Origin of the sequence: Enterococcus sp. AZ067, assembly GCF_051715005.1 — a bacterium.
Lineage (GTDB): Bacteria > Bacillota > Bacilli > Lactobacillales > Enterococcaceae > Enterococcus_D > Enterococcus_D casseliflavus.
Genome location: NZ_JBIOSY010000001.1, coordinates 592128 through 618709, shown reverse-complemented (window position 1 = coordinate 618709; position 26582 = coordinate 592128). Strand labels below are relative to the sequence as shown.

Here is a 26582-nt window from a genome sequence, read left to right as displayed (position 1 = left end):
ACTCTTTCCTCCGTTTCCTGTTATTCCCAACGGAAAAGCTTAACTGCCAAACCAAATCCTATGATCGTCACCACTGTCAATAGAAAAAGAATGAATCGAGGGTCACCGATTGGTTGATCGAGACTCACACTCTTTAACAATTTAACGCCTTGTGTCAATGGCAGAACATTAGCGACTTTTTGCACACCTTCTGGAAAGAGCTCAAAGGGAATCACTGCCCCAGAAAGAAACAACATGGGAAAATAAACCACTGTGCATACGAGATTGGCAATCTTGATATTTTTACACAAACTAGCAATCAATAGTCCTAGGCTATACATGGCAATCATAACGAAAAAATAGCTAGCTATCAATACTATCCAGTTGCCTTTCATTTGATAGTCGAGAAATACCACCGACACGAATGCGACACCTATCGCTGAGAGTAGTGCAGTCGCTGCAGCTACTACCACTTGAGCCGCAATCAGATGAACTGGAGAAGCTGGGGTAACAAAAAAGTGTTTCAAAATCTTTTTGTCTCGATAATCACAGATAGTTAACGGAATCCCCATAAAGGCTGTTGCGCAAATCCCCACCACCAGCAACGAAGCAAAACTGCCCTCTTGAAATGTATATGAAGTAGCACCAATCACTTTCTCTCCACCGATCATATTCGTCAAAAACAGGACGACCAGCGGCATGCCAATGCCAAAGACGATCCCATCAATTCCTCGCAACGCTAACTTTCCTTCAATTTTTGCTAGTTTCATTACTTTGCTCATTCTATCTCCTCCCCTACAAACCAAAGATATGCCTCTTCAAGTTTTTGCTGAGCGCTTATTTTTAACAGCTCCTTCGTGCTGCCTTCAACTACCTTGCGCCCATGAGCGATGATGCATAGCCGATCACAAAGAATCTCCGCCTCCTCCATATAGTGGGTCGTCAATAGAATCGTCATTTGCGCTTCTTTTAGTTTGAGGAGCGTTTGCCAGACACTTCTCCGTGCTTTTGTATCCAGTCCCGTTGTCAATTCATCCAAAAAAATCACCTCGGGATTCGGGATCAACGCGAGTACAATTGAAAGCTTTTGTTTTTCCCCACCAGAAAGTTTGTCGATGAATTGTGATTCGAGTGGTTCCAGCTGAAACAAACGCAAAAGCTCTTGATAGTCTTGAGGCTGTCGATACAAGAGCGTCATCTCTTTGCACAATTCTCCGACGCGAATATTGTTCTGATAACTTGAAGATTGAAGCTGTACCCCCACTTTTTCAAATACCTCACGCCGCTTTTTTTGAGGATCTGATCCGAGAATTTTGACAGAACCTTCCTCTGGTGTTTTGATACCTAAAATTGTTTCAATCGTTGTCGTTTTACCAGCTCCATTCGGTCCTAATAAGCCGAACACCTCTCCTTTTTTTACGGTGAAGGTAAGTTGATCAATAATTTTCCGACCGTTGATTTTCTTAGATAGTTCGGCAACCTCAATCATTTTTTCCATAGCAATCGCCCCTTTCTACTAAAGCATACTGTCTCCTCTTGAGGGAGAGTCAATAGCCTACTTGCCTTTTTTCATGACGAACAACCCCATACTCATTGGTTAGCTAAAAGCGGCTTTTTCTTTTTGTTCGATAGAGCCACACTATTTAAATCACAATTAACTATTTTTAATTTCTAAGCTTGTTTTTTTCTTCTATCTCCACTATATTTGTGGGTAAACCAGTTATTTCTATGTAGAAAGGACGTTTCCCTTGAATTATCCCTTATTAAATGAACAAATGCCTCAGACCATCATCCTTGTTTGGCGGTTGCGGACAATTACTTCACTGATCATTTTCAGTTTACTTTTCGCTGCTTCTTTTTGGTTTTTATCCATGCAAAACTGGCTTCATTTCTGGGTGTTCGCCCTTTGGTCAAGCCTATTGGCACTGACTTTGATCAGTCATCTGCTTTCTTTTGTGCTGATGAGCTATCGTTACAAATTCCATCGCTACGAGATCCAAGAAAAGGATATCGCTATTCAACGTGGCTATCTATTTCGCAGCACCACGTATATTCCGATCCGTCGAATCCAGCACATCGAAACAGACCAAGGGATCTTTTTGCGAAAATACGCTTTAGTCTCCTTACAGATCCATACGGCTGCCACCAACCACACCATTGAAGGCTTGCCAGTGGCGCAAGCCGAACGCTTGCGAGAAACCATCATGAATTTAGTCGAGGTGGTCAAAGATGATCTATGAAAAACAACGACTGCCGTTGCTGTGTATCGGTCTTTATTGGTTCAAAAATTGCAAAAATTTTCTGGTACTAGCATTTCTGCTTGTATTCAAATTATTCAACGACGCCCCTTCTTTTCCGATGATTCTGGGTGGCATTCTGCTATTTTTACTGGTCTGTCTGCTTTTTGCGGTACTGTCTTACGCCCGCTTTACCTTTCAAATCGATCAAACGAGTGTACTAGTCAACAAAGGACTCTTTATCCAAAAACAAACGATTTTGCCATTTGAACGCATCCAAACGATTCAAGAGAATCATTACTTTTATTTACGTCCATTTAAATTAGCTGAAGTGAAGTTGGAAAGCGCCGCAAGTTCGAGTGGTGAAGCCGAAATTCTTTTCCCTGCATTGCCGCTGGCTCTCATTGCCTCCATCGAAGCGTCAAAAAAGGCGGCTGCGACACCACAACAGCCGACTGCCCAAACAACTAGTAGAGAAGAACCAACCGACGATTATGCTGCGTTTTCAGCTGAGAAGTCAGCCAAGCCGCCGCTAGAAACATTCACTTTGAAATTCAAGGAGATTTTCTTGTTTTCTCTCACTGATTTTTCTGTTTTCACCTTGGTTCTAGTCATTGGCTACAACGTGATCGACAACATTCCCAATCTCTTTGCCTATGCATCGGAATTGCAGCAACTTGGCCTTTTATTAGGTGCTGCAATTCTACTCGGGCTACTGATTTTGTTTTTCTTCCTTGCGATCGCCAGAAATCTTTTCCGTTATTATGGTTTTACGGTGAAAACGAACCAACAACAGCTGCTGATCACGCAGGGCTTGTTTTCTAAACGACACCAAACGATTCCCCTCGTTAGGATCCAAGGGCTGAGTGTCGAACAAAACCTTTATCGAAGAATCTTTCATCTAAGCTCCGTCAAATTATTGCTGGCTGCTGGCAGTTCGTCAGAAAGCGACGATACGGTCTATCTGTTCCCCATTTTGAAAGAGGCGCAGCTGACCGAAACATTGACCCGCTTTTTACCCGAGTGGTCGTTTCAACAAACCGCTCTAGTGAAAAATCCACGACCCAACTTTTGGTACTTCTGCCGTTGGCCGCTGCTGATCGGACTGCTTGCTGTAGGAATCTCTGCCTTCTTTTTCTGGTGGTTAGCGCTGATTTTCTTCGTGTTCTTTGGCTCCTTCGTGTTATCAAGCATCTGGCGAGGCAAAATACAAGGGTATCAATTTTTAGATAACCACGTATTGTTGTGTCAAACGATTCGCGGTCTTACGAAAGTGACCGCCTATCTGAAGAAAAATAAAATCCAAGATTTCACTGTCACCACCACGCATTGGCAGCACAAAAAAGGGCTTGGCAAGTCACAGCTAACCATCAAAACCGAAGATACTCTCACCGAAAGTAAGCTTTTCTACTTTCCATTAACTGAAGCAGAAAAGTTACGGCGCTGGTTTTTGTCTTAGTTCACACAAAAAAAGCGTCAACCAGCAGGACTGACGCGCTGTTTGACGCTTTTTTTACAAGATCTGAAAGGAATGAAAAGGAAGCATCAACTATTGATTCGTTGATGCTTCTTTTTTCTATCCCCTGACCTTCCCTTCGACTATTTGCTGCTTTATTGAAGCAGCATCTAAGCCATATTCTTTTTGCAGGAAATCGGGTGTGCCGACTTGACCGAACCGTTCATTGACACCAATACGTTTTAAGGGGACAGCACTGCCTGTTTCAGCAAGCACTTCGGCGACGGCACTTCCTAGTCCACCGGTAATAGAATGATTTTCGATGGTGATGACTTGCCGTTTCCCCTGAACTTCGCGGAGGATCAATTCTTTATCGATTGGTTTGATGGTAAACATGTCGATCACTTCGCAGCTGATTCCTTTTTCTGCTAATTCTTCTGCCACTTGCAGTGTTTCAGAAACCAATTGTCCGCTGGCAATCAACAACAGTTCATCGCCTGGTCTTAAAATATTGCCTTTTCCTAGTTCAAAGTTCGAGCCTTTTTCATAAATCGTCGGAACCGCTTTCCGATTGCCTCGTACGTAATGAATGCCTGAGAATTGGCTAAAGGTGTTTATGATCCACGCCATTTGGACTTCATCCGCTGCATCGCAGACGATCGATTGGGGAATCATTCGCATCAAAGCCACATCTTCCCATGTCGTATGGGTGCCGCCGTTGTGCCCGACTGCAAACCCTGGATCAGAACCGTAAATATTGATCGTATTGCCGCCATAGCCGCCAGAAATAAACAGCTGATCGAATACCCGACGCGTTGCAAATGGCCCAAAGGTGTGGATAAAAGGTGTATAACCAGTTAAACTCAAGCCAGCCGCGACACCAACCATATTGGCTTCCGCGATCCCCATGTTGATAAAGCGTTGGGGATGTTTGTTGGCAATCGCTGTCCAGCCGCTGGCAGAACCAAGGTCGGCATCTAACGCAACTAGCTTGTTATTTTCATCCATGAGTTCCACCAATGTGTCAACGACACAAGTTCGCAGCTCTTTACCAGCAGCAGTGGTTTTGCTTAATGTAAACATGCCTTAGCGTCCTCCTTCGATTTTTATCGTCAATTCTTTGATTGCCGCTTCTGCCGCTTGATTGATCTCATCCGTGGTAAACTTCACGGAGTGATTGGCATCTAGTTCTTCAAAGAAAGGAACGCCTTGTCCTTTCACGCTGTCCAAGACAATGCAAACCGCTTGGTCTTCGATCGCTTTGCAGCGCTCGATTGCCTCATCAATGGCTTGCATGTCTGCCCCTGGAACTTTTTCTGTATAAAAGCCAAAAGCAGTCATCTTCTGCTGGATATCAAAAGGATCAAGAATGTCTTTGGTTGGCCCATCTAGCTGTTTTTTGTTGTCATCAATAATGACGATACAGTGATTCAGTTTAAAGTGAGCAATGTATTGGAAGGCTTCCCAGCACTGTCCTTCATTTAGTTCACCATCTCCAACGATCAAATAAACAAAACTGTCCTTGCCTGCCAAGCGCAGGCCTGTCGCGATCCCAGCAGCCATGGAAGTTCCCTGCCCCAGTGAACCTGTGGTGGCATCAACCCCCGGCGTTTTCCAGCGATCCGGATGGGAAGGCAGTCTCGTGCCGCCCTCATTGATCGTCCATAACCACGACCGATCAAAATAGCCCGTATTTGCTAATGCACTATACAGTGCGGCGCCAGCATGTCCTTTTGACAAGACGAGTCGGTCACGGTCCGCCCACTGTGGATCTTGTGGATTGATCCGTAGCTGTTTGCCGTACAAAACGGCCAGTAGTTCAACAATTGAAAAGGAACCGCCCAGATGGCCTTGCCCCATTTTCTTTATGCTGCAAAGGGTATCTAAACGAATCTTTGCCGCTAATTCTTCAAGCTCGTGGTATTTTTGTTCACTGATTGCCACTATTTATCCCTCCATCCTCTATTTATTCAGAAACAGATTTTGCCCGACTGTTTTTCTTGAAAATCGTCAATCCGATCAAGACCGCGACTACCGCAATTATCCCTGAGAAGATGGCGATTTGACCGCCCATATTGGCTAGGTTTCCTAGGAAGATCCCTGCAACCCCATAGTCGGTATCAGAGAAAGTTGATCCTTGGAACCCAAGATCTCCCATGACTGGCATCAACAAGATCGGCATAAAGCTGATAATGATCCCATGAATAAAGGACCCAATGACGGCGCCTCGCACACCACCCGTTGCATTGCCGTAAACACCTGCTGTTGCGCCGCAGAAGAAATGGGGCACGACACCTGGAATGATAACGGTTGTTCCTGTGAAGACCATGATGATCAAACTAACGATCCCTCCGACAAAACTGGTTAGAAAACCAATCAGAACAGCATTTGGCGCATAAGGAAAGACGATTGGACAATCCAATGCAGGAATCGCATTAGGAACAAGCTTTTCAGAAATCCCTTTAAAGGCTGGTACGATTTCTGCCAAAATCAGACGGACACCAGCTAAAATCACAAAGACACCAGCGGCAAACGAACCTGCTTGCTGCAACGAATAAATGATCGAGTTCGTGCCATTGCTAAGATTTTCCGTAATAAATTCACTCCCAGCAAAAATTGCTACGATCACGTATACAACCGCCATCGTAATCGTGATGCTAACAGTAGAATCCCGCAAGAAAGACAGGCCTTTCGGAAAATTGATGTCTTCGGTAGATTTTTCCTTATTGCCGACGTATTTACCGATCAACCCGCTCAATGCATAGCCGAAGTTTCCCGTATGCCCTAATGCGACGGAATCATTTTTGGTAATTTCTCGGGTAAACGGCTGTGCGATCGCTGGAAAAATCGTGTTACAGATCCCTAACGCTAAGCCGCCAAATAAAACTAGATTAAAGGTGTTCATTCCAGTAACGCTCAAAATCACCGCAATCATGCAAGCCATATACAACGTGGCATGCCCAGTCAAATAAATGTATTTAAAGCGAGTGATACGGGCAATCAAAATATTGAAGGCCATTCCGGCTAACATAATAAGTGCGGTATAGGTGCCGTAAGTCGTCAACGCTAGCGCAACGATCGCTTCGTTATTTGGTACGACCCCTTGCATGTTAAAGGCTGCTTGGAACATCTCCCCAAATGGCGCCAGAGAGCTTTCGATCACCCCAGCCCCGGCAGTGACCACGAGAAACCCAACAAAGGTTTTGATGCCCCCTTTGACGATCGTGGCAATGTCTTTTTTCTGCAGCACATTCCCCAAAACGGCGATCAGCGCAACTAAGATCGCTGGGGTACTCGCGATATCAACAAGAATATCTAAAAATTCGTTCATGACTGTCTACTCCTTTTTATAGTAATCCTTTTTCCTGACAAACGGCTTGAACCTTTTGCTTCAATTCATCGAGATCGATAATACTGTCTAAAACTACGATCTCACCTAGATGCTGCGCACTATCGGCTAAATCGCCGCCAACGAAGAAAACATCCGCCATATCGGGTGCAGCACTTCCTAAATCATAATGGGACACTTCCACGCCTGAGACACCCAGTTCATTTAAAACAGAATTGATATTCATCTCCACCATAAAACTTGATCCTAATCCTGACCCACACACTGCTGCAAATTTCATTTTTCATCTTCTCCTTCTCTAATCACTTCAATTATTTGATCCGCATTGGTTGCGGAAAGTAACGCAGTTAGTTTTTCATTATTCGACAAAATTTTAGTTAAACTCGCTAACGCTTTTAGATGGAGTTCATTGTCAACCGCCGCCAAACATATAAACACGTGAATGGGGTGTTGCGGATCATCATTCAAAAGCACTGGTTCTTTGACTTTTAATAACGACATCCCGATGGCATTGACCCCATCTTCTGGACGTGCATGAGGCAAAGCGATGCCTTTTCCAATATGGATAAAAGGACCGTGATCCACCACTTTATTGATCATGGCGGTAATATACTGCTCCTCAATTTTATTGGTCTTTTTTAATGGCGCAGCAGCTGCTCGAATGGCTTCTTGCCAAGTCAGCGGCACCTCGGTAAATTGGATGGTTTCTGCTGTTAATAAATCTGATAACATCGGACGTTGGTCTTCCCTTCTATTCAATTCTCGATTGATTTTTCTTTGCAAAATTTTTCTCAGCTTTTGCTTACTGATTCCTGCTTTTAAATCAACATAGGGCAAGATCACTTCTAACACATCGTCAATGGAATGCAATCCAGTTTTTGAAGGGAAAAATGCCGCTTGTACGTTTTTAACCAGTTCATCCTTCTCAATGGGTGTCATAATCGGATTGATCACATAACAGGGTCGTTTGGTTTTGATCGGCGCACTGGAAAAAATCAGATCAATCTCTTCATTAAACCGAACATTTTCGTACTCTTCGATCGAACGAGCCGGCAAAAAATGGATCTGGGGAAACAGTTCCTTTAATTCTGATTCCAAAATCAAGGATGAACTGATGCCACTGGGACAAACGACTAATGCATTCAGTTGGAAGTAATCACGTTTGGCCTTTTGTTTACTGATTTCTCCACCAAACAAAATCGTAAAATAACCGATTTCTTCATCAGGGATCGTGCCGACTAGGTCTTCTAAAGAACCCAGTGCTCGTCTCGTCAGTTCAAACAACTCATTGTATTGCAGCTTGATTTCTTCAATCAGTACATTCTCCAGTGGAAAACCGTAGCGGATTCGAAAATACGCTGGGACAAGATGATAGAATGTGTTCATCAAAAGGGTGCGATAGTCCACAAACTCGATAGCTGCCAGCCGTTCCATTTCATGAATGATCTTACTGGCACATTCCAATAAAAACTCTAATGAAGTATCTTCGATATCTCCTTGCAGAATCGTTTTCAACAGGATCGTTACATAAAGTTCTTCTGTTTTCCGATCTTTGATGTCAGGAAATTCTGCTAAAAACTGCTGACTGACTTGATGGACATGCAGCGACTGGAGCAGCGGTATTTCTGTCTCCGCTAAAGAAACAGCCGTTTCTGCCATCCGAAAGGATAGATAATTAAGAAAATAAAGCATTTCTTCGAAGCGACTCGGAACGATCACCAGATTGAAATCAGTCAGTGTTGCGGACAAACGATCTCTGATTTGAACATAGATCGTTTTATCCTGCTCATAGATTCCCTCAAATAAGAGCAAGTTCCCGTTTTTCGTATTGGATAACGTGCTGACCTTTCGAAAGGCAAGAGCGCGAATCTGATATTCCTCTCCCTCTAGATAAAAGCCATATTTTCGAGAGTACAATAGTTGAATCTTGAAAGCTGCAAGTTCCTCTCTGATCCCCTTTACATCCTTCAAAATCGTATTTTTACTGACATAGAACAGCTCTTGAAACTGATAGACGGATAAATCTTTCACTGCTGAAAAAGTCAGAAGATAAATCATGGACCGCCGCTCTTCTTCCGAAAAAAACAACGTATTCTTCTGGACATCGAAAAGAATTTCCGGCCATTTTCGTTGAATCAGTGAAGGAATCAAAACTTCTCCCTCATGAATCATGATTCGTTGATTCAACCGCTGTTCAGTGATTTGATTGATTTTGGCAATCTCCGCCAAAAATTCCTCATCCCTCCACTTCGTCAAATCAAGAAACGCCTCAACATTTGGTTCTGAAAACAGATACGTCAATTTGAAATGAATCATATTTGCTACCCCCACCTAAACTATAGCTTGCACAAAATGAAATCGCCATCATTTCTCGGTACAACTGAAACTTCGTTTTTTTTTAACGATGGACCGAAGAGGTGATTTCAAGGATTACCATAACATCCAATATAGTATCCGAGAAGGTTTTGTTGATAGAAACAAATGGATAAAAAATACAACATTAAAAAAAGCGAATCATTTACTGATTCGCTTAGATACTGATGCTATTTGTTGTTTTATTATTGAAACTATCAGAATCATTAAAAGCAATCGTCATTTTTCCAATATACTTTTTTAAAGTTATTTTCTGATACCTAAAAGACTTATCTTAATGAATGATGGAAAATAAGCTTTTTCTATCTACTCACTTATACTAACAGGAATCGTTGTTTCCGTTTCCTGTGTCTTTGCGGCTTCGTTTTTTACTTGCTGCTTTTCCAATATTTTGAAAAATGGCATATAAATAAAATATGAGATAGCAATTGATACAACAGACCAAACAGCTGCTCCAATACTACCATTAGTAGCTAAATAAGGACCAATAATAGGAGGAATAGTCCATGGAACTTGAATAACAATCGGTCCTACTATACCAATATTCATTAGGATATACGTACCGATACATAGGACCATAGGCGTTGCTATAAAGGGAATAAGCATTACAGGATTCATCACAATAGGCAAACCAAAAATAACCGGTTCATTGATACAAAAAATAGCTGACGGCAATGATAATCGTCCAATCGACTTATACATCTTACTTCTGGAATGGAGCATATTTAACACTAGACCTAGTGTTGCTCCAGTTCCGCCTAAACACATAAAGACAATCCAAAATCCATCGGCAAAAACATGAGGAACTTCTACACCACTTTGAAAAGCTGCCGTATTATCAGCAAGATAACTTAGGAAAACAGGGGTCGCAATTCCAGACAAAACATTGTCTCCGTGGATTCCACATATCCATAGCAAACAAACGAGAAGTGTGTATAGCAGCATGCCTGGGAGTGTTCCCATCCCTTGCATTAAAGGTTGGAAAACAATAGTAATGATTTCATTGATATCAACCCCTAATAAAGTTCTGACGATCCATATAACGGTCAGAATAAATGCTCCTGGGATTAACGTTGCAAAAGAAGTTGCTACAGTGGGCGGCACACCTTCTGGCATTTTTATTACAATATTATGAGTGACAAACCATTTAAAAGCATGAGTGACAAATACCCCAACAATGATCGCGGTAAACATACCACTAGCACCAAAATTAGCCAAATTTATCGTCCAGTCATCGTTTAATGTTGCTAGAAGAAAGCCGATAGTTGTGAGCATCGAATTAGAAATAGCATCAACACCAAACTCTTTTCCTAAATGATAGCCTATGCCAATTGCAGATATCAGTCCAAGGATTCCGAACGTAACATTGACTGGTGCATTCAACTGCGGCCCCCAATTTGACACAAAATCCATCCATGACTGTATTGGAAAGTTACCAATGATTAGGAAGATACTTCCAACAATAGTAAAAGGAATCGTCATGGAAATCCCATTTCTTATAGCAACTAAGTGTTTACTATTGCCTATTTTCAGCAATATAGGCAATACCTTGTTCTCAATGACCTGCATCGTTTTTCCTCCTTTTAGTTCACGACTTCCTTATCAACCACCAACACAGGATCTTTGTGCAACCATAGAGAAGTAACTGGACACTCTTTTGTAATCGTACCGCTTAGAAATTGTTGTATCGCAGATTTCTTTTTTGCTCCACTAGCTTGTACGATCATTGTTCCAGATTGTAATAATTGTCCTATCCCTAACGTAATTCCTTTCGTACGATCAACTTTCTCGTCTGAAAAATATTTTTTCCCAACACTTTGGGTTGATTCGTCTAAGTTCACTATATGAGCTTTATCTTCGAAGGACGAACCAGGCTCATTAAAACCTAAGTGACCATTTACTCCAACCCCAAGCAAACTCAGTGTTAATCCTCCATTCTCCTCGATAAATTTATCAGCTTTTTTGCATTCCTCATTTAAATCATCGGCTAAAGGATCAAATGTGTGAAGTTGCTTTAGGTCAATAGGAACCCGATTGAATAAGTTTCTTTTCAAATAGGATATACAACTGCCTTCATTTTTCGGATCGATTCCAACCCATTCATCTAGTTCAATAAACTTTGCCTGGGATAAATCTATTTCTTTATTGATTGCTGCTTCTGCAATGATGTTAAGCGTTCCTACGGGTGTATCACCACCTGCAAAGCAATATAACCCATTTGGCTTTTCTTTCAAGACATCTAAAATGAGTTTTGAACAGATCTTACTGACTTCCTGGTAATTTGCCTCAACATAGTATTTTATATTCATTGTCATTCTCCTTTAAAAAAATTCGGCAGATATTCTTTGTGTGCCAAAAGCATTTCATCAAGTAGTTGCTTTGCTGTCCTATCACTTGGAACTAAGGGATTGATCGTCATCGCTAATAAAGCAGTGTTATAGTCTCCCGTAACAGCTGCTTGGGCCGCTATACGTTCAAAAGACTTAATTTGTTGAACTAGCCCTTTGATAGGAATAGGTAATTCACCTGTAGTCAAAGGGATCGGTCCTTGTTTTGTAATCAAACAATTTACTTCAACCGCTGAATCACAATCGATATCACTGATGGCTCCATTATTTCTTGTATTGACCGTTTGAATATCACGTTTGTCATTATAGATGGAATTAATTAAATTACATGCTGCTTCACTATAATAAGCGCCCCCACGTTCTGATAATTGAGGTGGTTTGATTGCTAGATGTTCATCTTTATAAAGTTCAAACAATTCATGTTCGATTTTCTGCACAACTTCTGCACGAGTTCCTTCTTTTTCTGCTGATTGTTTTTGCTCAGACAACATAGTGGCTGTTTGATAGTAATACCTTAAATAGCCGATAGGAATCATGCCAAGTGTTCGGAAAAAATCTGGTTCCCATTCTAAATCAGCAATATTTTTCAGACCAACTGCATCACCAGCATCTTGCGTCATCAATGTAAGTACTTTTTGGGTCACATCAATCCCTTTATGATAAATCTTTTTCGCAAAAACCATATGATTTAGTCCAGTAAATTCAACATATAATTCTTCTTTGGGTACTTTTAATGTTTCTGCAATGCCACGTTCTATTCCAATTGGTCCATTACACAAACCTACTACTCTACGCATATTGCTATGGCGTAAGACAGCTTCTGTCACCATGCCAGCTGGATTAGTAAAGTTGATCAGCCATGCTTCTGGGCAAAGACGCTCCATGTCTTTCACTATTTCTAAGATAACGGGAATCGTGCGTAATCCTTTAAAAAGCCCTCCTGGACCATTCGTTTCTTGTCCAATCGTGTCATATGTTAAAGGGATTCTCTCGTCTTTCGCTCGCGCTTCCAAAAGACCTACACGAAATTGGGTCGTAACGAAGTCCGCATCCTTTAATGCCGCTTCACGATCAAGAGTCATATAAATTTTCATTGGAAGTTCCGCTTTTTTTACCATACGTTTAGCAAGTTCCCCAACAATTTCTAATTTCTCTCTTCCTTGTTCAATATCCACAAGCCATAATTCTGAAATCGGTAATTCAGCATATCGTTTAATAAATCCTTCTATCAATTCTGGTGTATAACTTGATCCACCGCCAATTGTTGCAATTTTTATTCCTTTATCCATCCTGAAACACTCCTTTAACTTAACTACATGGTCAGTATAGATTATTTTTATCTCCATAAATACCGCCTTTAAGTAAACGGTTACAAAAGCAAAAGATTGACACCGGTTACAATCCTGTTACAATTTGTAACAGGAGGGGATTACTATGTTGTTTCTTGACTATCAACCAGACTTAAATGAAACGGATATTGAAGTATATAAAGCAATAATTTCAGACGTAAATGCAGTTGCTTCCATGAGTATTCGTGAATTAGCTGAGAAAAGTCATACGAGTACTGCCAGCGTACTACGCTTTTGTAAAAAATTTCGCTGTACCGGTTTTTCTGAATTTAAAATTTACCTCAGTGCGTATCTCGAATCTCTTAAAGAAGAAAAAGAGGTAAAAACACTTGATTTTGAGAGTGAACTCTTGAATTTTTTAGCACGGACACAAGACAAATTCTTTGAAGATAAATTTGATGAGGCAGTTCACTTATTGATGGAAAAAGAGCTGATTATTTTTATTGGCGTAGGCTCCTCAAATGTTGTTGCTGAATATGGTTCTCTTTATTTCTCGTCACTATTTAACATGGCGATTCGCATTGAAGATCCTAGTAATTACCCTATTAATTACCTATCCACTGAGTTAGCAAAAAAAATGTGTATCGTCGCTTTATCCGTTTCGGGCGAGACCACAGAAATCATTCAATATTTAAATCATTTGAATCTATCAGAAAGCTCAGTAATAGGAATTACCAGCAGCTCTAATTCAACACTTTCTAAATTAGCTGATATTGCAATAACCTATAATATTTCGCTAGAAAAAATTAATGAAGCTGATATTACAACACAGATACCGGCAATGTACATTATTGAAAAGTTAGCGAAAACCGTGAGAAATAGAATGGAAACTCAATAGATTTATAAAAAAATTCTTCAGGTAATTCTTTCCCTCTATTCACAAGTTCACCGATCGATATTCCCACAAAAAAAAGAGACTCACATGTATCTATGTGGTCTCTTTTTGATATATAGATTTGTTCAATTTATTTGTTTCTCTTACCTTTGGTTTGAGAAGACTTCAAAAAATCTTGTGAAGTTTCCTCTTCTCAATCATTTGCCTCTTCATTCCCTATTGTTGAGGTAACTTTTTCATCGATACGTAAAAATGGTAAATAGATAAAAACACTCACAGCAATGATCGCAATTTGCAAGACTGATGCTCGCCAATCGCCACCAGTTGCTAAAAATCCAGATATGACAGGAGGAGTGGTCCAAGGTATCTGCACGACAACATGATTGATTAAACCAACAGCTGTGGCAAAATATGCAACTGTTAGGGAAAAAATCGGCGCCAATACAAATGGAATAATCAAACTAATATTGAAAACAATTGGTAAACCAAAAATGATCGGTTCACTGATATTAAATAGTGCAGGAGTTACGGATAATTTTGCAAAGTCTTTGTAGTCTTTACGACGACTAAAGATAAAAATAGCAATTAGCAAAGCAATAGTATTTCCTGATCCTCCCATAACAGCAAACGTATCTTTAAATGCCATGTTTATGATATGTGGAATATCTTCCCTATTCGCATAAGCAGCCATATTCTCTTGCATATTTTGAATTAAGAACGGATCGAGAAGTGAACCTGATATCACTGCTTGATGAATTCCAAACCCGAAAAATAGATTTGCAATTGAGGTAATTAAGAGGAACCCTGGTAAACCTGTCGTTACCCTACTTAAAGGTCCAGTGATTAGAGTAGTAATCAACGAATTAACATCCATATTGAATAATTGATTGACAGCAAATGAACCAATTGCGAAGGTAGTCACAGTAATCATGATTGGAATAAGGACGTTAAATGACTTCAACACAGCTGGTGGGATATTTCCTGACAACTGAATTTGTAACTTTTTGTTATTTGATAACTTAATAAAGAGTTCCGTAGCAGCTAAGCCCACAAAAATTCCAACGAACATTCCTGACGCGCCAGTATGAGTGACAGGAATAACCCCACCTACCTCCAGCGCTTCTTGACTTCCTTCTGGTGTAAACATCGTCATCATAGGGGTGAGAACAATAAACGTGGAAATAGCGACTAGAACAGCAGCAATATGATTTGTATAATTTCTGCTAACACACATATGATAAGAAACTGCCGCAACAACTAATAGCGTCGTTATACTTAGCGTTCCATTACTGATGGAAGTCCCGATTTCTTGAATCGTCGTTAATGTTGCTGGATCAATGATATTTCCCATAAATCCTGTTGGCTCTAAAATAACATAGTTGATCAATGTAACAAATCCCGCCAACATCATAAAAGGCATAAAAGTGGCGAAAGCATCCCTTAGTGTTCGAAGATGAATCTGGTTCCCTAGCCTTGTGGCTATTATTCCGAACTTTTCAAAAATAGCATCTTTTTTACTCATAATCCCGATCAGTCTCCTTTTTTAGTTGTAAGCGATTGCTTATGGGATGATCATACAACAGCTTTTTAAAAAAGTAAATATCTTTATTTAAAATTATATATCTTTTTTAAAAGTCAAAAAAAGACCAACGAAATTCGTTGGTCTTCACTTCTCAACAAAAACTGCTTCAAAAATAAAATCTTTGTATAAATGTCTCGAAAGAGAATATTCAAACGGTACACCAGATGACAATGACACCACTTTGTCTACCTCTATCATAAACTCGCCTGGTTTTACAGAAAGAATTTCCGCATCGAAGTCATTTGCCACATCACCTTTGATCCAAATATGGGAAGATTTAATCTCTAGACCAAGCTCATTTGTAATGTAGCCATATACAGAACGTTTCAAATGCTTTGGTTCTAACCCCGGTATAACAGAAAGTGGCATAAACGTTTGCTCAATAGAATACGGTTGTTCATCAATAAAACGACTTCTAATAATATTATAGACATACTCTTTTTGATTTATTTCTAAAATTTCTGCCACTTCATTCGATGGCAACTCAATTGAGAACGTATGGATTTCAGAAGTCACATGTTCTTCCCCTACTAAATCAAAAAGACCTTCATTTGGTCCAAACACTTTCGAATTATCAATTGGTCTGCGTAGAACTTCCGTTCCGAATCCACTACGTGTTCGTAAAACTCCCTCTGATACTAGCATATCAATACCTTTCTTCACAGTGAGCTTACTTGTTTGATACTCATGCGCAAGTTCATCGCCTGTAGGTAATTTTTCGCCGATTTGATAGGTTCCATTGGCAATTTTTTTCTTTACCTCCGTATAAACCTCCATATATTTTGGCTGTTTCTTCATAACTTACTCCCTCATACTCATCTCTATTACTTATACTTTAACATAAAAAATTGTCTTTTTACAGCTAAAAACATACCCATCACTAAAAGATATATATTTTTAATAAAAAGTATTTATTTATACCAAAAGCAATGTTACACTATTAAAAACGAACAGGAGGAAACGATAATGTCAAGACAAACTCAGTTAACATTTCCAGATGACTTTTGGTGGGGCTCCGCTTGGTCAGCAGAACAATCTGAAGGGCGTGGAGAAACAGGAAAAGCAGAGACCGTATGGGATCGGTGGTTTCACGAAGAACCTCATCGTTTTTATAAACGAATTGGACCTAGTATTACGACAGACCATATCCATCGTTACCACGAAGATATTCAATTGATGAAACAAACGGGGCACAATTCATTTCGTGTGTCTATCTCATGGGCACGAATGTTTCCAAATGATGGGGTTGGTAAACCAAACGAGAAAGCGATAGCCTATTATCGAGATCTTTTTACCGAAATGAAAAATAATAATATCAAAGTTTTTGCGAATCTCTATCATTTTGATATGCCCGCAAAATTACAAGATAAAGGGGGATGGGAATCACGTGAAGTTGTTGATGCTTATGTAAATTTTGCTGATACCTGTTTTCTAGCGTTTGGCGACTTAGTTTATCATTGGTTCACCTTTAACGAACCTTTGGGGCCAATCTTGGGCTCTTATTTAGAAGATTTTCACTATCCAAATCTCATTGATTTTAAGCGTGGTGCTCAAGCAGCGTTCTTTACCATATTAGCCCATGCAAAAGCCATTCAAACTTTTAAAAAATACCAGCTATCTAGCAAAATCGGAGTAATTCTCAATTTGAGTCCGACTTTCCCAAGAAGCCAAAATTCAGCAGATAAAAAAGCAGCAGAAATTGCGGATTTTTTTTATACTCGTAGTTTCTTAGATCCCATGGTCAAAGGAGTATTTCCAGAAAAACTAGTCTCGTTACTGGAGGAATATGACCAATTACCCGTTGATTTCAATGACACAGACCTAAAAATTATTGAAGAGAATACCGCACAGATACTTGGTCTAAACTACTATGAACCACGCCGTGTCAAAGCAAGAACTTCTGCCGTTAATCTAGAAAGTCCATTCTTACCAGAATGGTTCTTTGAACCGCATATTATGCCTGGCCGTCGAATGAATGAATATCGTGGATGGGAAATCTATGAAAAAGGAATGTATGATTTATGTATGGACATCAAAAATAACTACGGAAATATTGAATCCTTTATCTCAGAAAACGGTATGGGTGTTGCTAATGAAGAACGGTTCATGGATGAAAATGGACAGGTGATTGATGACTATCGCATTGAATTTATCCAAGACCATCTCGCCTATTTATGGAAAGCAATTCAAGATGGCTGTAATATAAAAGGATACCATCTATGGACATTCATTGATTGTTGGTCATGGATCAATGCATATAAAAACCGCTACGGCTTAGTTTCTTTAGATTTAGCCACACAGAAACGTACAATAAAGAAAAGCGGCTTGTTTTACAAGGAACTAAGTAAGCAAAACGGTTTTTCCTACGATCTCGAGCGACTGGTAGATTAGCATTCACGAATATGATCAATAGTGATCTGTATAGAAGAAACCTGTTGCCACAACTCCTCTTTCGCACCTTTTAAGAAGGCGACAGGGTTTTATTAGTAAAAAAATAACCGTTTCCTTGCTAAAGTCGACGGTTATTTTTTTGTTATTTTTCACTGCGGCTAGGATACGAAAGAGCAGCACGGCAATAAATGTACCAGAATTTATCTGGAACTTATTAGCCGCTAGTTTCGATAATAATGCTTCCCTTTTCTTTAAACATTGCATTCGTTTTTAGATGTTCGAACACTTTTCAAAAATGACTACATCGAACACCTTATTCCAATTGAGAATAAGGTTTTGCCTATGTCGCTTATCGATTTTGTTTGAAAATATCCTTGTTAAAGTTGAAAAATCACTCTCTTCTTGCTATACTAACTATGTAAAGAGGAGTTGTTGCCACAACCCCTCTGCAGCGCCATTTAAGACGGCGACAGGTTTTTTAACTTAAAAGATAACCGTTTCCCTGTTAAAGTCGACGGTTATTTTTTTTGTCATTTTTCACTGCGGCTAGGATACCAAAGATCAGCATGGCGGTAAATGTACCAAAACTGATCATTAGCCCGATTGCTTCCGCTGTGGACAAAAAGGCTTCTCCTTTCTGAAGAGTTAGTACTTACATTCATATGCACCACCACCTTTCAAAGATAGCCACCGTCACAAACTTTACTGCAGTCAAATGGTCCCATACTTCCATCAATAAAACTTTCAAATGCCAAGGATTTATCATTATTTTTTCACGGCGCATGGTCCATCTGCTGTGATTCATTCCATAAATTCGTCAAAATAACCCGCTGTTCTCTCTTCAAGCCTGATCCACTCTTTTCCGATCTTCTCCAGCCCCTTTTCTCAGTCCCAACCAAGTGTCTTCCATCAAGAAAAATAGTCAAAAGTCAATATCATTCTATTCACCAAAAACCACTTTTGTTATAGTAACAAAAAGGAGAATGCAGATGAGAAATGAACGAAAAATCATTCAAGATAGCACCCTTGGTGTAGAAGCTTTATTATTTAACGGCATCCAGCAGGAGTTTCCTAACCATTGGCACGAATATTATGTGATTGGCTTGATGGAAGCTGGGACGCGTCAATTCACCTGTCAAAATACCTGCTATATCGTTAAAGCAGGCGACTTGATTTTGATTCCGCCAAAGGCTGCCCACCGCTGCCAGCAACTCACGGAGGAAAAGCTGGTTTACCGCAATATCCACTTAACCCCGGAGAACATGGCGGTACAAGTACAAAAAATTTTTAACACTCAATTGACGCCCCACTTTCCTGAACCGGTCATTCGCCAAGTGAAAGAAAAAGAGGAATTTCATGCAGTGCACCAGCTGTTGCTGTCGGATCGCGGTGATGAGTTTGAAAAGCAAGAACGCTTTACTTGTCTGCTTCACGACCTGCTTGTTCAGTATGCGGATTTCACCCACGAACAAACGGACCCGGTGTCAAATAAAGCCGCAGCGGCAAAAGCCTATATCGATCAACATTATGCCGAAAAATTGTCCTTGAGTGAATTAAGTGACGTTCTTGGAATGAATCAGTACGTCTTGATTCGGCAGTTTACCAAAGCGTATGGGCTGTCGCCGTTTCAATATTTAAGTACGGTGCGCATCAGTGCTGCCAAGAAAAGACTAGAAGCACAAGAAGCAATTGCAGAAGTCGCTTTTCTGACAGGTTTTAGTGACCAAAGTCATTTTACCCGTATCTTTAAAAGCTTGATTGGGGTCACCCCGAAAGCTTACCAAACAATTTATCAAGAAGATGGAGTGAGAACGTATGAATAACCAAGAAAAATGTGTCATGATTATCGATGAACAATTACCGATTGGCTTAGTTGCAAATACTGCAGCAATTTTAGGCGCAACCTTAGGCAAATTGTTTCCCGAAGGAATCGGAGAGGATATTTACGATTCCACAGGCAGAAAACACCTTGGCATTGTCAACTTCCCCATTCCTATCTTAAAAACGAACAAGGAACAGTTGCAGACCATTCGTGAATCGATCAGTCAACAAGCAGATCCAGAAGTAACCATCATTGATTTTTCCGACGTTGCTCAGACCACCAATTCTTATGAGCAATACCGCCAGACGCTTGAGACGATTCCCACAGAAACACTGGCTTATTTTGGTCTTTGTTTAAAAGGCAAGAAAAAGAGTATCAATAAAGTCGCTGGCAGCTTACCGTTGTATCGGTAAAGCGTTAGTAAGAAAACGATCATTTAAAACAAGTTTTCTTTTTGTCGGCCGAACAGTCTTCTTGCTATATACGTTTTTTATAAACAGTCCTACAAAAAAACAAACACTTTTGAGGTGTTTGTTTTTTTGTAAGAGATTTTCTAGCATACATTTTCTTGCTCTTTGATTTTGCCAAGATCAATTGAAAAATAAACTACTCTCCTTGATAAATATTTAGCCCCACTTCAGTATCTTCAACACAACTGTTCGCTGGTGCTTTAACAATCAGAAAAAGAAAGTAAAAGTCTCCCACACAAGAAGCGGCATGTGCGGCAGCAATCAAGATAAAAAGAGATGCCGTCAACCAGCCAAATAAATAAAAAAGAAAGAGACCCACAGAAATGCCAAGGAATGGCGCCAATAAAATGATGGCAAATTTCCCTTTTGAATAAAAGGAATGGGGACTCGTAGCATATGCTACGCCATTTTTGAACCCAAACTTTACCTTCCCTTTGGGGTCAAAAAGCTTGAAGAAGACACCATGGATCAATTCATGAATAATGATGAGAATAAAATACGCAACCATTAAGATCAAAAGATCGAAAACAAACGAAGTTTCAGCATTTGACCCATGACCACCTAAGACAAAGAGTGTAAAGAACACATAGAAAAAAATAAAACTAGGGATCGCCGCGAGATTCAATCTCTTTATTGTTTTTTTATCATCCATCAAATTGATTTGTTTGAGTAATTTCATCGCTGTTCTCCTCTTCTTTTTGTCATTCTTCTTAGTACATGATTTCTATGAATTCCCTTTACCCAACCAATAAGAGCAGCAAACACAAAACCAGTGCCGTTAAAACGAAGAGGAAATTGATCATCTCTGGCGCACTTTCAAACCTTCTCTTTAATGGCGGAGGACGAAAACTTGGATTCATGCTTTTCGTTTGGTAGTCCACGCTGCTTGATAAAAAGCTGTCGGAAGGGATCATAAACACTAAAAGAACGCCATAAATAATGGAGGCAGGAATCAGGAGTGAGCATTTGGCTAGGTAGCCAATCAGTAGACTCACGATCAAAGGAATAGCTACGTACAAAACACTTTGGTACAGTATTCGTCGAATTGGTTTCATAGGGAAGTCTCCTTAGTCAGTAATCGTTACACACAGGTACAAAATAATTTTATTTACTTATCAAATAAATATACCATTGCTTTTAAAGACTGTAAACACGCCAGAAAACCAAGTCGATGCTGCCAAGCGCGACTGCCCAATGCTTGGTGCAAAAAAAGAAGTGATTTCTTCCCACTTCTTAAAAAGCACTCTACTTGTTTTTTCCCTTCAATTAACCTCTCAAGATAATCGGTAAACCGTTATACTTACCAGATTGCTTCCTCTCTTCCTTTTGAAAAAGCTACGACGCTGGACAAAGAAGCCTGCGAACCTTGTCTCTTTATTAAAATTTCTTCTGAAAAGCATTCGTCTAAAAAAATCAAACGACCTTGTCTTTCCTTTTGTTTTTTTACAACACCTGATCTACTTGAGAAAAGACTGCGAAACCTTCTTTAGAAAAGCAAACGTCTCAAGAAAAAATAATCGTGCGGTTTCTGCCCTTCCTTTTGGCTTCGTACAATGCTTGATCTGCTTGGTAAAAGGTTTCTGAAATGTCTAACGCAGAGGCTGCTTCTGAAATCCCTGCCGAAAAGTAAAGGGTCAGTTGGGCGGTTTCTAATTTCAACTGTTCATTGCTTAAAAACAAATGGAATTCTTCAATAATTTTTTTCACAGCATCAGAAGTATTCTCTTTAAATAGGACTAAAAATTCTTCGCCGCCATATCGATAAACTTCGACTAAATGGGAAGGACTTTTCTGGTAGAGAAACGTCATCAGCTTTTCCGAAAAGAAGGATAGGGCTTGATTGCCGATTTGATGTCCATGGTGATCATTGATGCGCTTAAAATGATCTAAATCCATCATCACCACGACGAGTTGGTCCTTCTCAGGTAGCGCCAGCTTTGAAATATCCTCGTTCAGACTGCGGAAATTTTTCACCTTGGTCAACTCATCATAATTGCGTTCAATGATTTTTGTGTTGATTTTTTCCAGGAAATTTTTTTGATTCTGCAAATAATACTTCCATAAAGAAACGATCCCCACAGATCCAATGCCTAAAGACACCACATCCCAAACGCTAATTTCGCGGCGATAAAAAAGCAAGGCGTTGAGCATCGGCGAGACAACCGTAACGATAATCGAAAACAGGTAAAATGCTGTGTGATTTGGTTGCCCATAAAATCTTTTCTTTAATAAGCCCGTAACGATTAAAATGATGTAATTTAATCCGATAATAAAGAGCATGGCTTCCCATTCAAATTTATTGATCAATGCAAAAAAGGTCAGCAAAATGACGGGTACTAACCCAATCAGATAGATTTTTTCTTTGAGAATGCCAAAATAATAAATAAAGATTGGAATCGTATATTCATACGCAACATAACCGATACTGTTCAAAGAAAATGATATAATAAAGTAGACTTGCGAAATAAACAAAACAATACCAATAAGAATTTTAAACGACAGGCGTAAATTCAATTCTTTGAAGTTCTTGATAAACAAATCATACGAAATGAGCAAGCTCACGACTAACACAGAATAGATCGCAGCATAAATCAGATGGACAAACACACTACTCCCTCTTTCTTTCATAGATTTTTCTTTAAAATCGTTCGCCCATGATTTTGAAAGGCTCGATTCTTTAACGATGCAGCGTACGAAATAAGCTTTTTTCCTGCACTTCATGAAACTAAAAATAAAGCGACCCCAGAAAGGAGCAGAAACCAATGTCTGAGAAAATAGAACAAGAACTCTTATCGATATTTCCCCAATTATATTTTGATGCCCAGCCTATCTTTCAAATGAAAGCAGATAGTCAGAAAGTGATTGGCTACGAATTATTATTGAGAAGTACCGAAAGAAATAGGTTTCCCCTTTCCTTCTTCCAGCAAGTGATCAAATACAAAAAATTACATACTCGTTTACTGCAGTGGTATCGAAATGAAATTTTCAGCTTGCTTCATCCGAACGAAGAAACAAAAATCAGTCTCAATATCCACCCGCAACAACTCAGCTACCCAGAAACCTTTTTGATGTTAGCTGATTTAGCTCCCTACCATGATCGTATTTTGATTGAGATCACCGAAGACGATACAGAACCTTCTATCGCTTGTGATCCCAAGTCCTTTCTTATGAACAAAATCAACCAAATAAAAAAGATGCGCTTCTCTGTCGCATTGGATGATGTAGGGACAGGCATTCATTCACTGACAAATATTGCACCGATGCTGGATAAAATCGATGTGATCAAGTTTTCGCCTATCTCGTTGCGAGTCCTGTCCCAAAAAGAGATTTTCTTTTTGATCGACTTCTGGCGAAATATCGCCAGCAATCGTAAAATCCAATTTATTGTCGAAGGGGTCGAAACCTCGGATATCCATGAGTACCTGCTTGAAGAAGAGATTTTTCTTCAACAAGGGTTTTATTTGGACAAACCTGCCCCAGCTGATCAATTAAAGCGAAAAAAATAGTCCTCGCGTCGTTTATTTTTCTCACTATACGCGATCAAAAATAAACGATTATTAAAAAAATGAACAGATGCCCTTCAAATATAACACAAATATTTTTATTTGCAGAATTTTTGCTGATTCGGCATCGTTTTAACGGTGATTTCACATGAGAGAAAGTAGAAATCAAAGAAAAGACCTTTTTTTGATAGGTGAATAGACAAAAAGCATTCAAGAAGTCAATTCCTGAATGCTTTTTGTCTATTCACTCTTTTTTCGATACACCCCTTCTATTTCAATCGCTCAACTTCCCTAATTGCAAAAGTATTAAAAATAGTCATCACTTCTTACCTACTCGTCTTGCTAGAAGTGATGCCTACCATTCCCCTCTTTGATTCATCTCACATTGAAAACCAGAGAATGTTTCGCTTTTGTTCCTAGATTGTAACCACACAGTTCTTTTAGATAAAAGCGGTAATCATTTTCAACGATTCGAATGATCTCATTGTCGGAAAAATCGTCGAATCGCATCATTTCTGTGACTAAGACCAGTTTGGCGTCGATGCCCAAAATATCTGGGGTGATCGCCCAAAATGTTTCTGGTGAAATGGCTGCTACCAATTCATCAAGGAGGGCCAATTGCTTTTCAACATACGCCGCTAAATCGCCATTGGCGCGGTGTGACTCCGCAAATTTCTTTTGAAATCCATCAAGGTATTCTGTTTTTGAAGTAAATACCGTCATGCTTTTTTACTCCTTTCTTTGAGGGGAACAAGTCCCGTTATTTTCTTCCTAAAGCTCAGCTTGTTCTTCTAGTTATTCATTCACTTTTTTTTCTAGCTGCTGAAAAATCACCCAGGTACAGGTGTCAATGCAGAATATCTAGCAATCCTCTGACCAGCTGCTTGTAATGCTCTTTTTGATCTTTTGCTCCATTTTCTGCCTTGATTGAAAGACTTTGCTCAATGGCTGCTTGAGGAATCAGCAGATGAGTATTTAAACTTGAGATAAAGGAGACACTTTCTTCCAATAATTGATACTCTTTTTGCAAGTTGCTGGGTAATTTATATTTACGTAAAGGAAATAAATAGCGAGCATTGGTTTTTATTTCTTCTATACGATCGTTTTCTAGTAAGTAACGCATGGTATCGAGTTGTTTTCCTTGATGATATGGGCAACTATCTGCACTCAGCAGATGGGTATAATACCCGATGTATTCACTATTTAGGATGGTTCTTTCAAACGCTTCTTTCTTGATTTTCATCTTCTGTATCCTTCTTTCAAAGCTATCACTGACCTCACTTATACAGCGTTTGTGGTATCACTAAGTACTGTTTCTTCTTTTGGTCCATTTTTTGTTAAATCTTTCATCAAAAAAAGAGAAACTGCAAGTTTTCCCCACAGTTTCTCCTTTACGCTTCTAGCGATGCCTATAGTTAAGGAGCGACGCTTTCACCGTGTTTCTTTTTTCTTGTTACTGCGACGACAAACAGTACTAGGAGTGCATACCCAAGAATGATCAAACTGCTTGTGTTTGACGAACCTGTTTGTGGTAATTTTCCTTGTCCGATTTGAGAACCATCTGCTACGATCTTTTTCTTATTGTCATCGTCTGCTTCTTCCTCTTGCGTCACCGTTTCACCGATTCGACCAGTCACAGAGACTTGCCCTGTCGTCGCCTCTGCGACGCTGGTTTCCGATAGATCCCAGACAGTCAGAGTCAGTAACACAGCGACGAAAAGAACGATTCGTTTTCGTTTTTTCATACGATAGATCCCTTCTTTACTGGGATTTCAATTCTTAGTCTTCCTCTACATCCGGCGCAAAGCTCAAGACCAATTTGAAACTTGGATTTGATTCTTCTGATGTATCGGTCGGTGTTGCTTCACCCGTGAACGCAAATGTTCCTACATTCGTACCTTGGTTGCCTTCAAGGGTAAATAATTCTGTTTCTGCTACGGTTGGTGTGCCGTTTTCAAACAACTCAATACCGTTTACGTTTAACAAGTCTACTTCATCCATATTCAATGGTGTATCGACACCCGCAACAGAAGCGATCACACCAACTGCTGAGTTATTTGTCACAGTGTAGCTAGGTGAAACGATCTCTTTGTGGCTTGACTCTTCTGTCGTATAGAACAAAGCAGTCGTTGGAATCGTCACATTGATCCATTGATTCAAATCGTCGGGATTTGGTCCAGGGGTTGTGTTATCGAATGATCCGATGATCCCGTTTACTTGGACGTCTCCTGACGTATCGCCTTCACGTCCGTCAATGGTTTGTGTCGCAAAAGCGGTGGTGCCGCTTGCGATTACTCCTGCGATCGTTGCGGTACTTAGAATGGCTGCTACAAATTTTTTCATTTTTATTTCCTCACTTTTCCTTTTTTTTAATTCTTAACGATAATCGTTAATTCAGCTTCAGTGACCCCTTGTTTTTCTTTGCTTTCAGGGTCGTAAATATTGATGGTGGCTTTTGCGGGATATTCCCCTTTTGCCAACGGTGTCGCCAAGGCGACATTTTCAACAAATTGGTTTGGATAGATCGCACCGGAAGAATAGATGACTTCCCCGCTCGACAGTAAAGAGATATCCACGGCGATTGGGTACACATTGGTGCCTGGATTGACGATCTCGATGGATCCTGTGCTTTGACCATCTTCAAAAATGGCTTCTGGATTGATTTGCAGCGTGAAATAATTCGCATCCGCAATCTCCTGCGCTCGTTCAGAAACCCGCTGATCGGTGGCATCGCCAGATTCTGGCAACAGGTCGGCACTGATCAAAGGGACTGCTGTTTTTGATTGGTAAAAGTAGTACCCGATCCCACCGATAAGTACTAGCAACAGCAACAACCACAAGATCCATTTCCGTCGATCCTTCGTTTCGGTTTGATTCGTTTGCTCCAA

At 40.0% G+C, this 26582-nt stretch carries 28 protein-coding genes; 7 read left to right on the top strand and 21 right to left on the bottom strand.

The window, feature by feature from the left end; all coding sequences use genetic code 11:
• Positions 1-20: 20 nt before the first annotated feature.
• Complete coding sequence (locus IGI82_RS02905) at positions 21-761, bottom strand: ABC transporter permease (RefSeq protein ID WP_375806692.1); 741 nt, start codon at positions 759-761, stop codon at positions 21-23.
• On the bottom strand, positions 758-1477 hold the full coding sequence (locus IGI82_RS02900) for an ABC transporter ATP-binding protein (RefSeq protein ID WP_270290686.1): 720 nt from the start codon (positions 1475-1477) through the stop codon (positions 758-760). Before IGI82_RS02900 ends, IGI82_RS02905 begins: the two co-directional genes overlap by 4 nt.
• A gap of 250 nt (positions 1478-1727) precedes the next feature.
• On the opposite strand from IGI82_RS02900, the gene IGI82_RS02895 reads away from it, so the two are divergent.
• Both IGI82_RS02895 and IGI82_RS02890 read left to right on the top strand, forming a co-directional pair.
• The gene (locus IGI82_RS02895; RefSeq protein WP_375806693.1) at positions 1728-2219 is read left to right on the top strand and encodes a PH domain-containing protein; all 492 of its coding nucleotides are present in this window, start codon (positions 1728-1730) and stop codon (positions 2217-2219) included.
• A complete protein-coding gene (locus IGI82_RS02890) occupies positions 2209-3675 on the top strand; it encodes a PH domain-containing protein (protein WP_375806694.1) in 1467 nt (488 codons plus the stop codon). Before IGI82_RS02895 ends, IGI82_RS02890 begins: the two co-directional genes overlap by 11 nt.
• Before the next feature lie 117 nt (positions 3676-3792).
• Here IGI82_RS02890 and IGI82_RS02885 read toward each other — a convergent pair whose 3' ends face one another.
• The 8 genes from IGI82_RS02885 to IGI82_RS02850 form a co-directional block, all read right to left on the bottom strand.
• Positions 3793-4755, bottom strand: a complete 963-nt coding sequence (locus IGI82_RS02885; RefSeq protein WP_375806695.1) for a transketolase family protein — start codon at positions 4753-4755, stop codon at positions 3793-3795.
• 3 nt (positions 4756-4758) lie between these two features.
• Positions 4759-5616, bottom strand: coding sequence for a transketolase (locus IGI82_RS02880; RefSeq protein WP_270290689.1), 858 nt, complete (start codon positions 5614-5616; stop codon positions 4759-4761).
• 22 nt (positions 5617-5638) lie between these two features.
• On the bottom strand, positions 5639-7003 hold the full coding sequence (locus tag IGI82_RS02875; protein WP_005232062.1) for a PTS ascorbate transporter subunit IIC: 1365 nt from the start codon (positions 7001-7003) through the stop codon (positions 5639-5641).
• A 16-nt stretch (positions 7004-7019) separates the two neighbouring features.
• Entirely contained in the window at positions 7020-7301 is a 282-nt protein-coding gene (locus IGI82_RS02870; RefSeq protein WP_005227537.1) for a PTS sugar transporter subunit IIB, read from the bottom strand.
• The gene (locus IGI82_RS02865) at positions 7298-9337 is read right to left on the bottom strand and encodes a BglG family transcription antiterminator (RefSeq protein WP_074934582.1); all 2040 of its coding nucleotides are present in this window, start codon (positions 9335-9337) and stop codon (positions 7298-7300) included. The genes IGI82_RS02870 and IGI82_RS02865 overlap by 4 nt, the downstream gene beginning before the upstream one ends.
• 363 nt (positions 9338-9700) lie before the next feature.
• The gene (locus tag IGI82_RS02860) at positions 9701-10963 is read right to left on the bottom strand and encodes a PTS sugar transporter subunit IIC (RefSeq protein ID WP_005227532.1); all 1263 of its coding nucleotides are present in this window, start codon (positions 10961-10963) and stop codon (positions 9701-9703) included.
• Between the two features lie 14 nt (positions 10964-10977).
• On the bottom strand, positions 10978-11703 hold the full coding sequence (locus tag IGI82_RS02855) for a glucosamine-6-phosphate deaminase (protein WP_087626883.1): 726 nt from the start codon (positions 11701-11703) through the stop codon (positions 10978-10980).
• 2 nt (positions 11704-11705) lie between these two features.
• A complete protein-coding gene (locus tag IGI82_RS02850; RefSeq protein ID WP_074536597.1) occupies positions 11706-13031 on the bottom strand; it encodes a 6-phospho-beta-glucosidase in 1326 nt (441 codons plus the stop codon).
• Between the two features lie 145 nt (positions 13032-13176).
• Here IGI82_RS02850 and IGI82_RS02845 point away from each other — a divergent pair, with 145 nt between their 5' ends.
• Positions 13177-13929: a MurR/RpiR family transcriptional regulator gene (locus IGI82_RS02845; RefSeq protein WP_005227526.1), complete on the top strand. Its 753-nt coding sequence runs from the start codon at positions 13177-13179 to the stop codon at positions 13927-13929.
• A 190-nt stretch (positions 13930-14119) separates the two neighbouring features.
• Here IGI82_RS02845 and IGI82_RS02840 read toward each other — a convergent pair whose 3' ends face one another.
• Together IGI82_RS02840 and IGI82_RS02835 are read right to left on the bottom strand one after the other, a co-directional pair.
• Entirely contained in the window at positions 14120-15448 is a 1329-nt protein-coding gene (locus IGI82_RS02840) for a PTS sugar transporter subunit IIC (protein ID WP_005227522.1), read from the bottom strand.
• A gap of 144 nt (positions 15449-15592) precedes the next feature.
• Entirely contained in the window at positions 15593-16306 is a 714-nt protein-coding gene (locus IGI82_RS02835; RefSeq protein ID WP_005227520.1) for a GntR family transcriptional regulator, read from the bottom strand.
• A gap of 168 nt (positions 16307-16474) precedes the next feature.
• On the opposite strand from IGI82_RS02835, the gene IGI82_RS02830 reads away from it, so the two are divergent.
• Positions 16475-17899, top strand: coding sequence for a glycoside hydrolase family 1 protein (locus tag IGI82_RS02830; protein ID WP_375806696.1), 1425 nt, complete (start codon positions 16475-16477; stop codon positions 17897-17899).
• Between the two features lie 505 nt (positions 17900-18404).
• Here the strand turns inward: IGI82_RS02830 and IGI82_RS02825 are convergent.
• Positions 18405-18521 (bottom strand): putative holin-like toxin, encoded by a 117-nt coding sequence (locus IGI82_RS02825; RefSeq protein ID WP_080646931.1) that lies wholly within the window; start codon positions 18519-18521, stop codon positions 18405-18407.
• 367 nt (positions 18522-18888) lie between these two features.
• Between IGI82_RS02825 and IGI82_RS02820 the strand changes: the two genes are divergently transcribed.
• Complete coding sequence (locus tag IGI82_RS02820; RefSeq protein WP_375806697.1) at positions 18889-19722, top strand: helix-turn-helix domain-containing protein; 834 nt, start codon at positions 18889-18891, stop codon at positions 19720-19722.
• Positions 19715-20134, top strand: a complete 420-nt coding sequence (locus IGI82_RS02815) for a DUF2000 domain-containing protein (protein ID WP_005232083.1) — start codon at positions 19715-19717, stop codon at positions 20132-20134. The genes IGI82_RS02820 and IGI82_RS02815 overlap by 8 nt, the downstream gene beginning before the upstream one ends.
• 193 nt (positions 20135-20327) lie before the next feature.
• Here IGI82_RS02815 and IGI82_RS02810 read toward each other — a convergent pair whose 3' ends face one another.
• The 3 genes from IGI82_RS02810 to IGI82_RS02800 all read right to left on the bottom strand — a co-directional run bounded on the left by IGI82_RS02810 (position 20328) and on the right by IGI82_RS02800 (position 22819).
• The gene (locus IGI82_RS02810; RefSeq protein ID WP_128489111.1) at positions 20328-20870 is read right to left on the bottom strand and encodes a DUF3267 domain-containing protein; all 543 of its coding nucleotides are present in this window, start codon (positions 20868-20870) and stop codon (positions 20328-20330) included.
• A gap of 58 nt (positions 20871-20928) precedes the next feature.
• On the bottom strand, positions 20929-21246 hold the full coding sequence (locus IGI82_RS02805; RefSeq protein ID WP_086339094.1) for a hypothetical protein: 318 nt from the start codon (positions 21244-21246) through the stop codon (positions 20929-20931).
• Between the two features lie 448 nt (positions 21247-21694).
• Positions 21695-22819: a GGDEF domain-containing protein gene (locus tag IGI82_RS02800; protein ID WP_375806698.1), complete on the bottom strand. Its 1125-nt coding sequence runs from the start codon at positions 22817-22819 to the stop codon at positions 21695-21697.
• 134 nt (positions 22820-22953) lie between these two features.
• On the opposite strand from IGI82_RS02800, the gene IGI82_RS02795 reads away from it, so the two are divergent.
• On the top strand, positions 22954-23697 hold the full coding sequence (locus IGI82_RS02795) for an EAL domain-containing protein (protein WP_010748787.1): 744 nt from the start codon (positions 22954-22956) through the stop codon (positions 23695-23697).
• A gap of 372 nt (positions 23698-24069) precedes the next feature.
• Here the strand turns inward: IGI82_RS02795 and IGI82_RS02790 are convergent, their stop codons facing one another.
• The 5 genes from IGI82_RS02790 to IGI82_RS02770 all read right to left on the bottom strand — a co-directional run bounded on the left by IGI82_RS02790 (position 24070) and on the right by IGI82_RS02770 (position 26582).
• Positions 24070-24417, bottom strand: coding sequence for a DUF7006 family protein (locus IGI82_RS02790; protein WP_015508957.1), 348 nt, complete (start codon positions 24415-24417; stop codon positions 24070-24072).
• Positions 24418-24541: 124 nt separating this feature from the next.
• The gene (locus tag IGI82_RS02785; protein WP_270788072.1) at positions 24542-24937 is read right to left on the bottom strand and encodes a hypothetical protein; all 396 of its coding nucleotides are present in this window, start codon (positions 24935-24937) and stop codon (positions 24542-24544) included.
• 172 nt (positions 24938-25109) lie between these two features.
• Positions 25110-25439 carry an LPXTG cell wall anchor domain-containing protein gene (locus IGI82_RS02780; RefSeq protein WP_375806699.1) on the bottom strand — a complete coding sequence of 110 codons (330 nt, stop codon included), beginning with the start codon at positions 25437-25439 and terminating at the stop codon, positions 25110-25112.
• A gap of 34 nt (positions 25440-25473) precedes the next feature.
• Positions 25474-26037 carry a hypothetical protein gene (locus tag IGI82_RS02775; RefSeq protein WP_375806701.1) on the bottom strand — a complete coding sequence of 188 codons (564 nt, stop codon included), beginning with the start codon at positions 26035-26037 and terminating at the stop codon, positions 25474-25476.
• Between the two features lie 26 nt (positions 26038-26063).
• On the bottom strand, positions 26064-26582 hold the full coding sequence (locus IGI82_RS02770; RefSeq protein WP_015508953.1) for a hypothetical protein: 519 nt from the start codon (positions 26580-26582) through the stop codon (positions 26064-26066).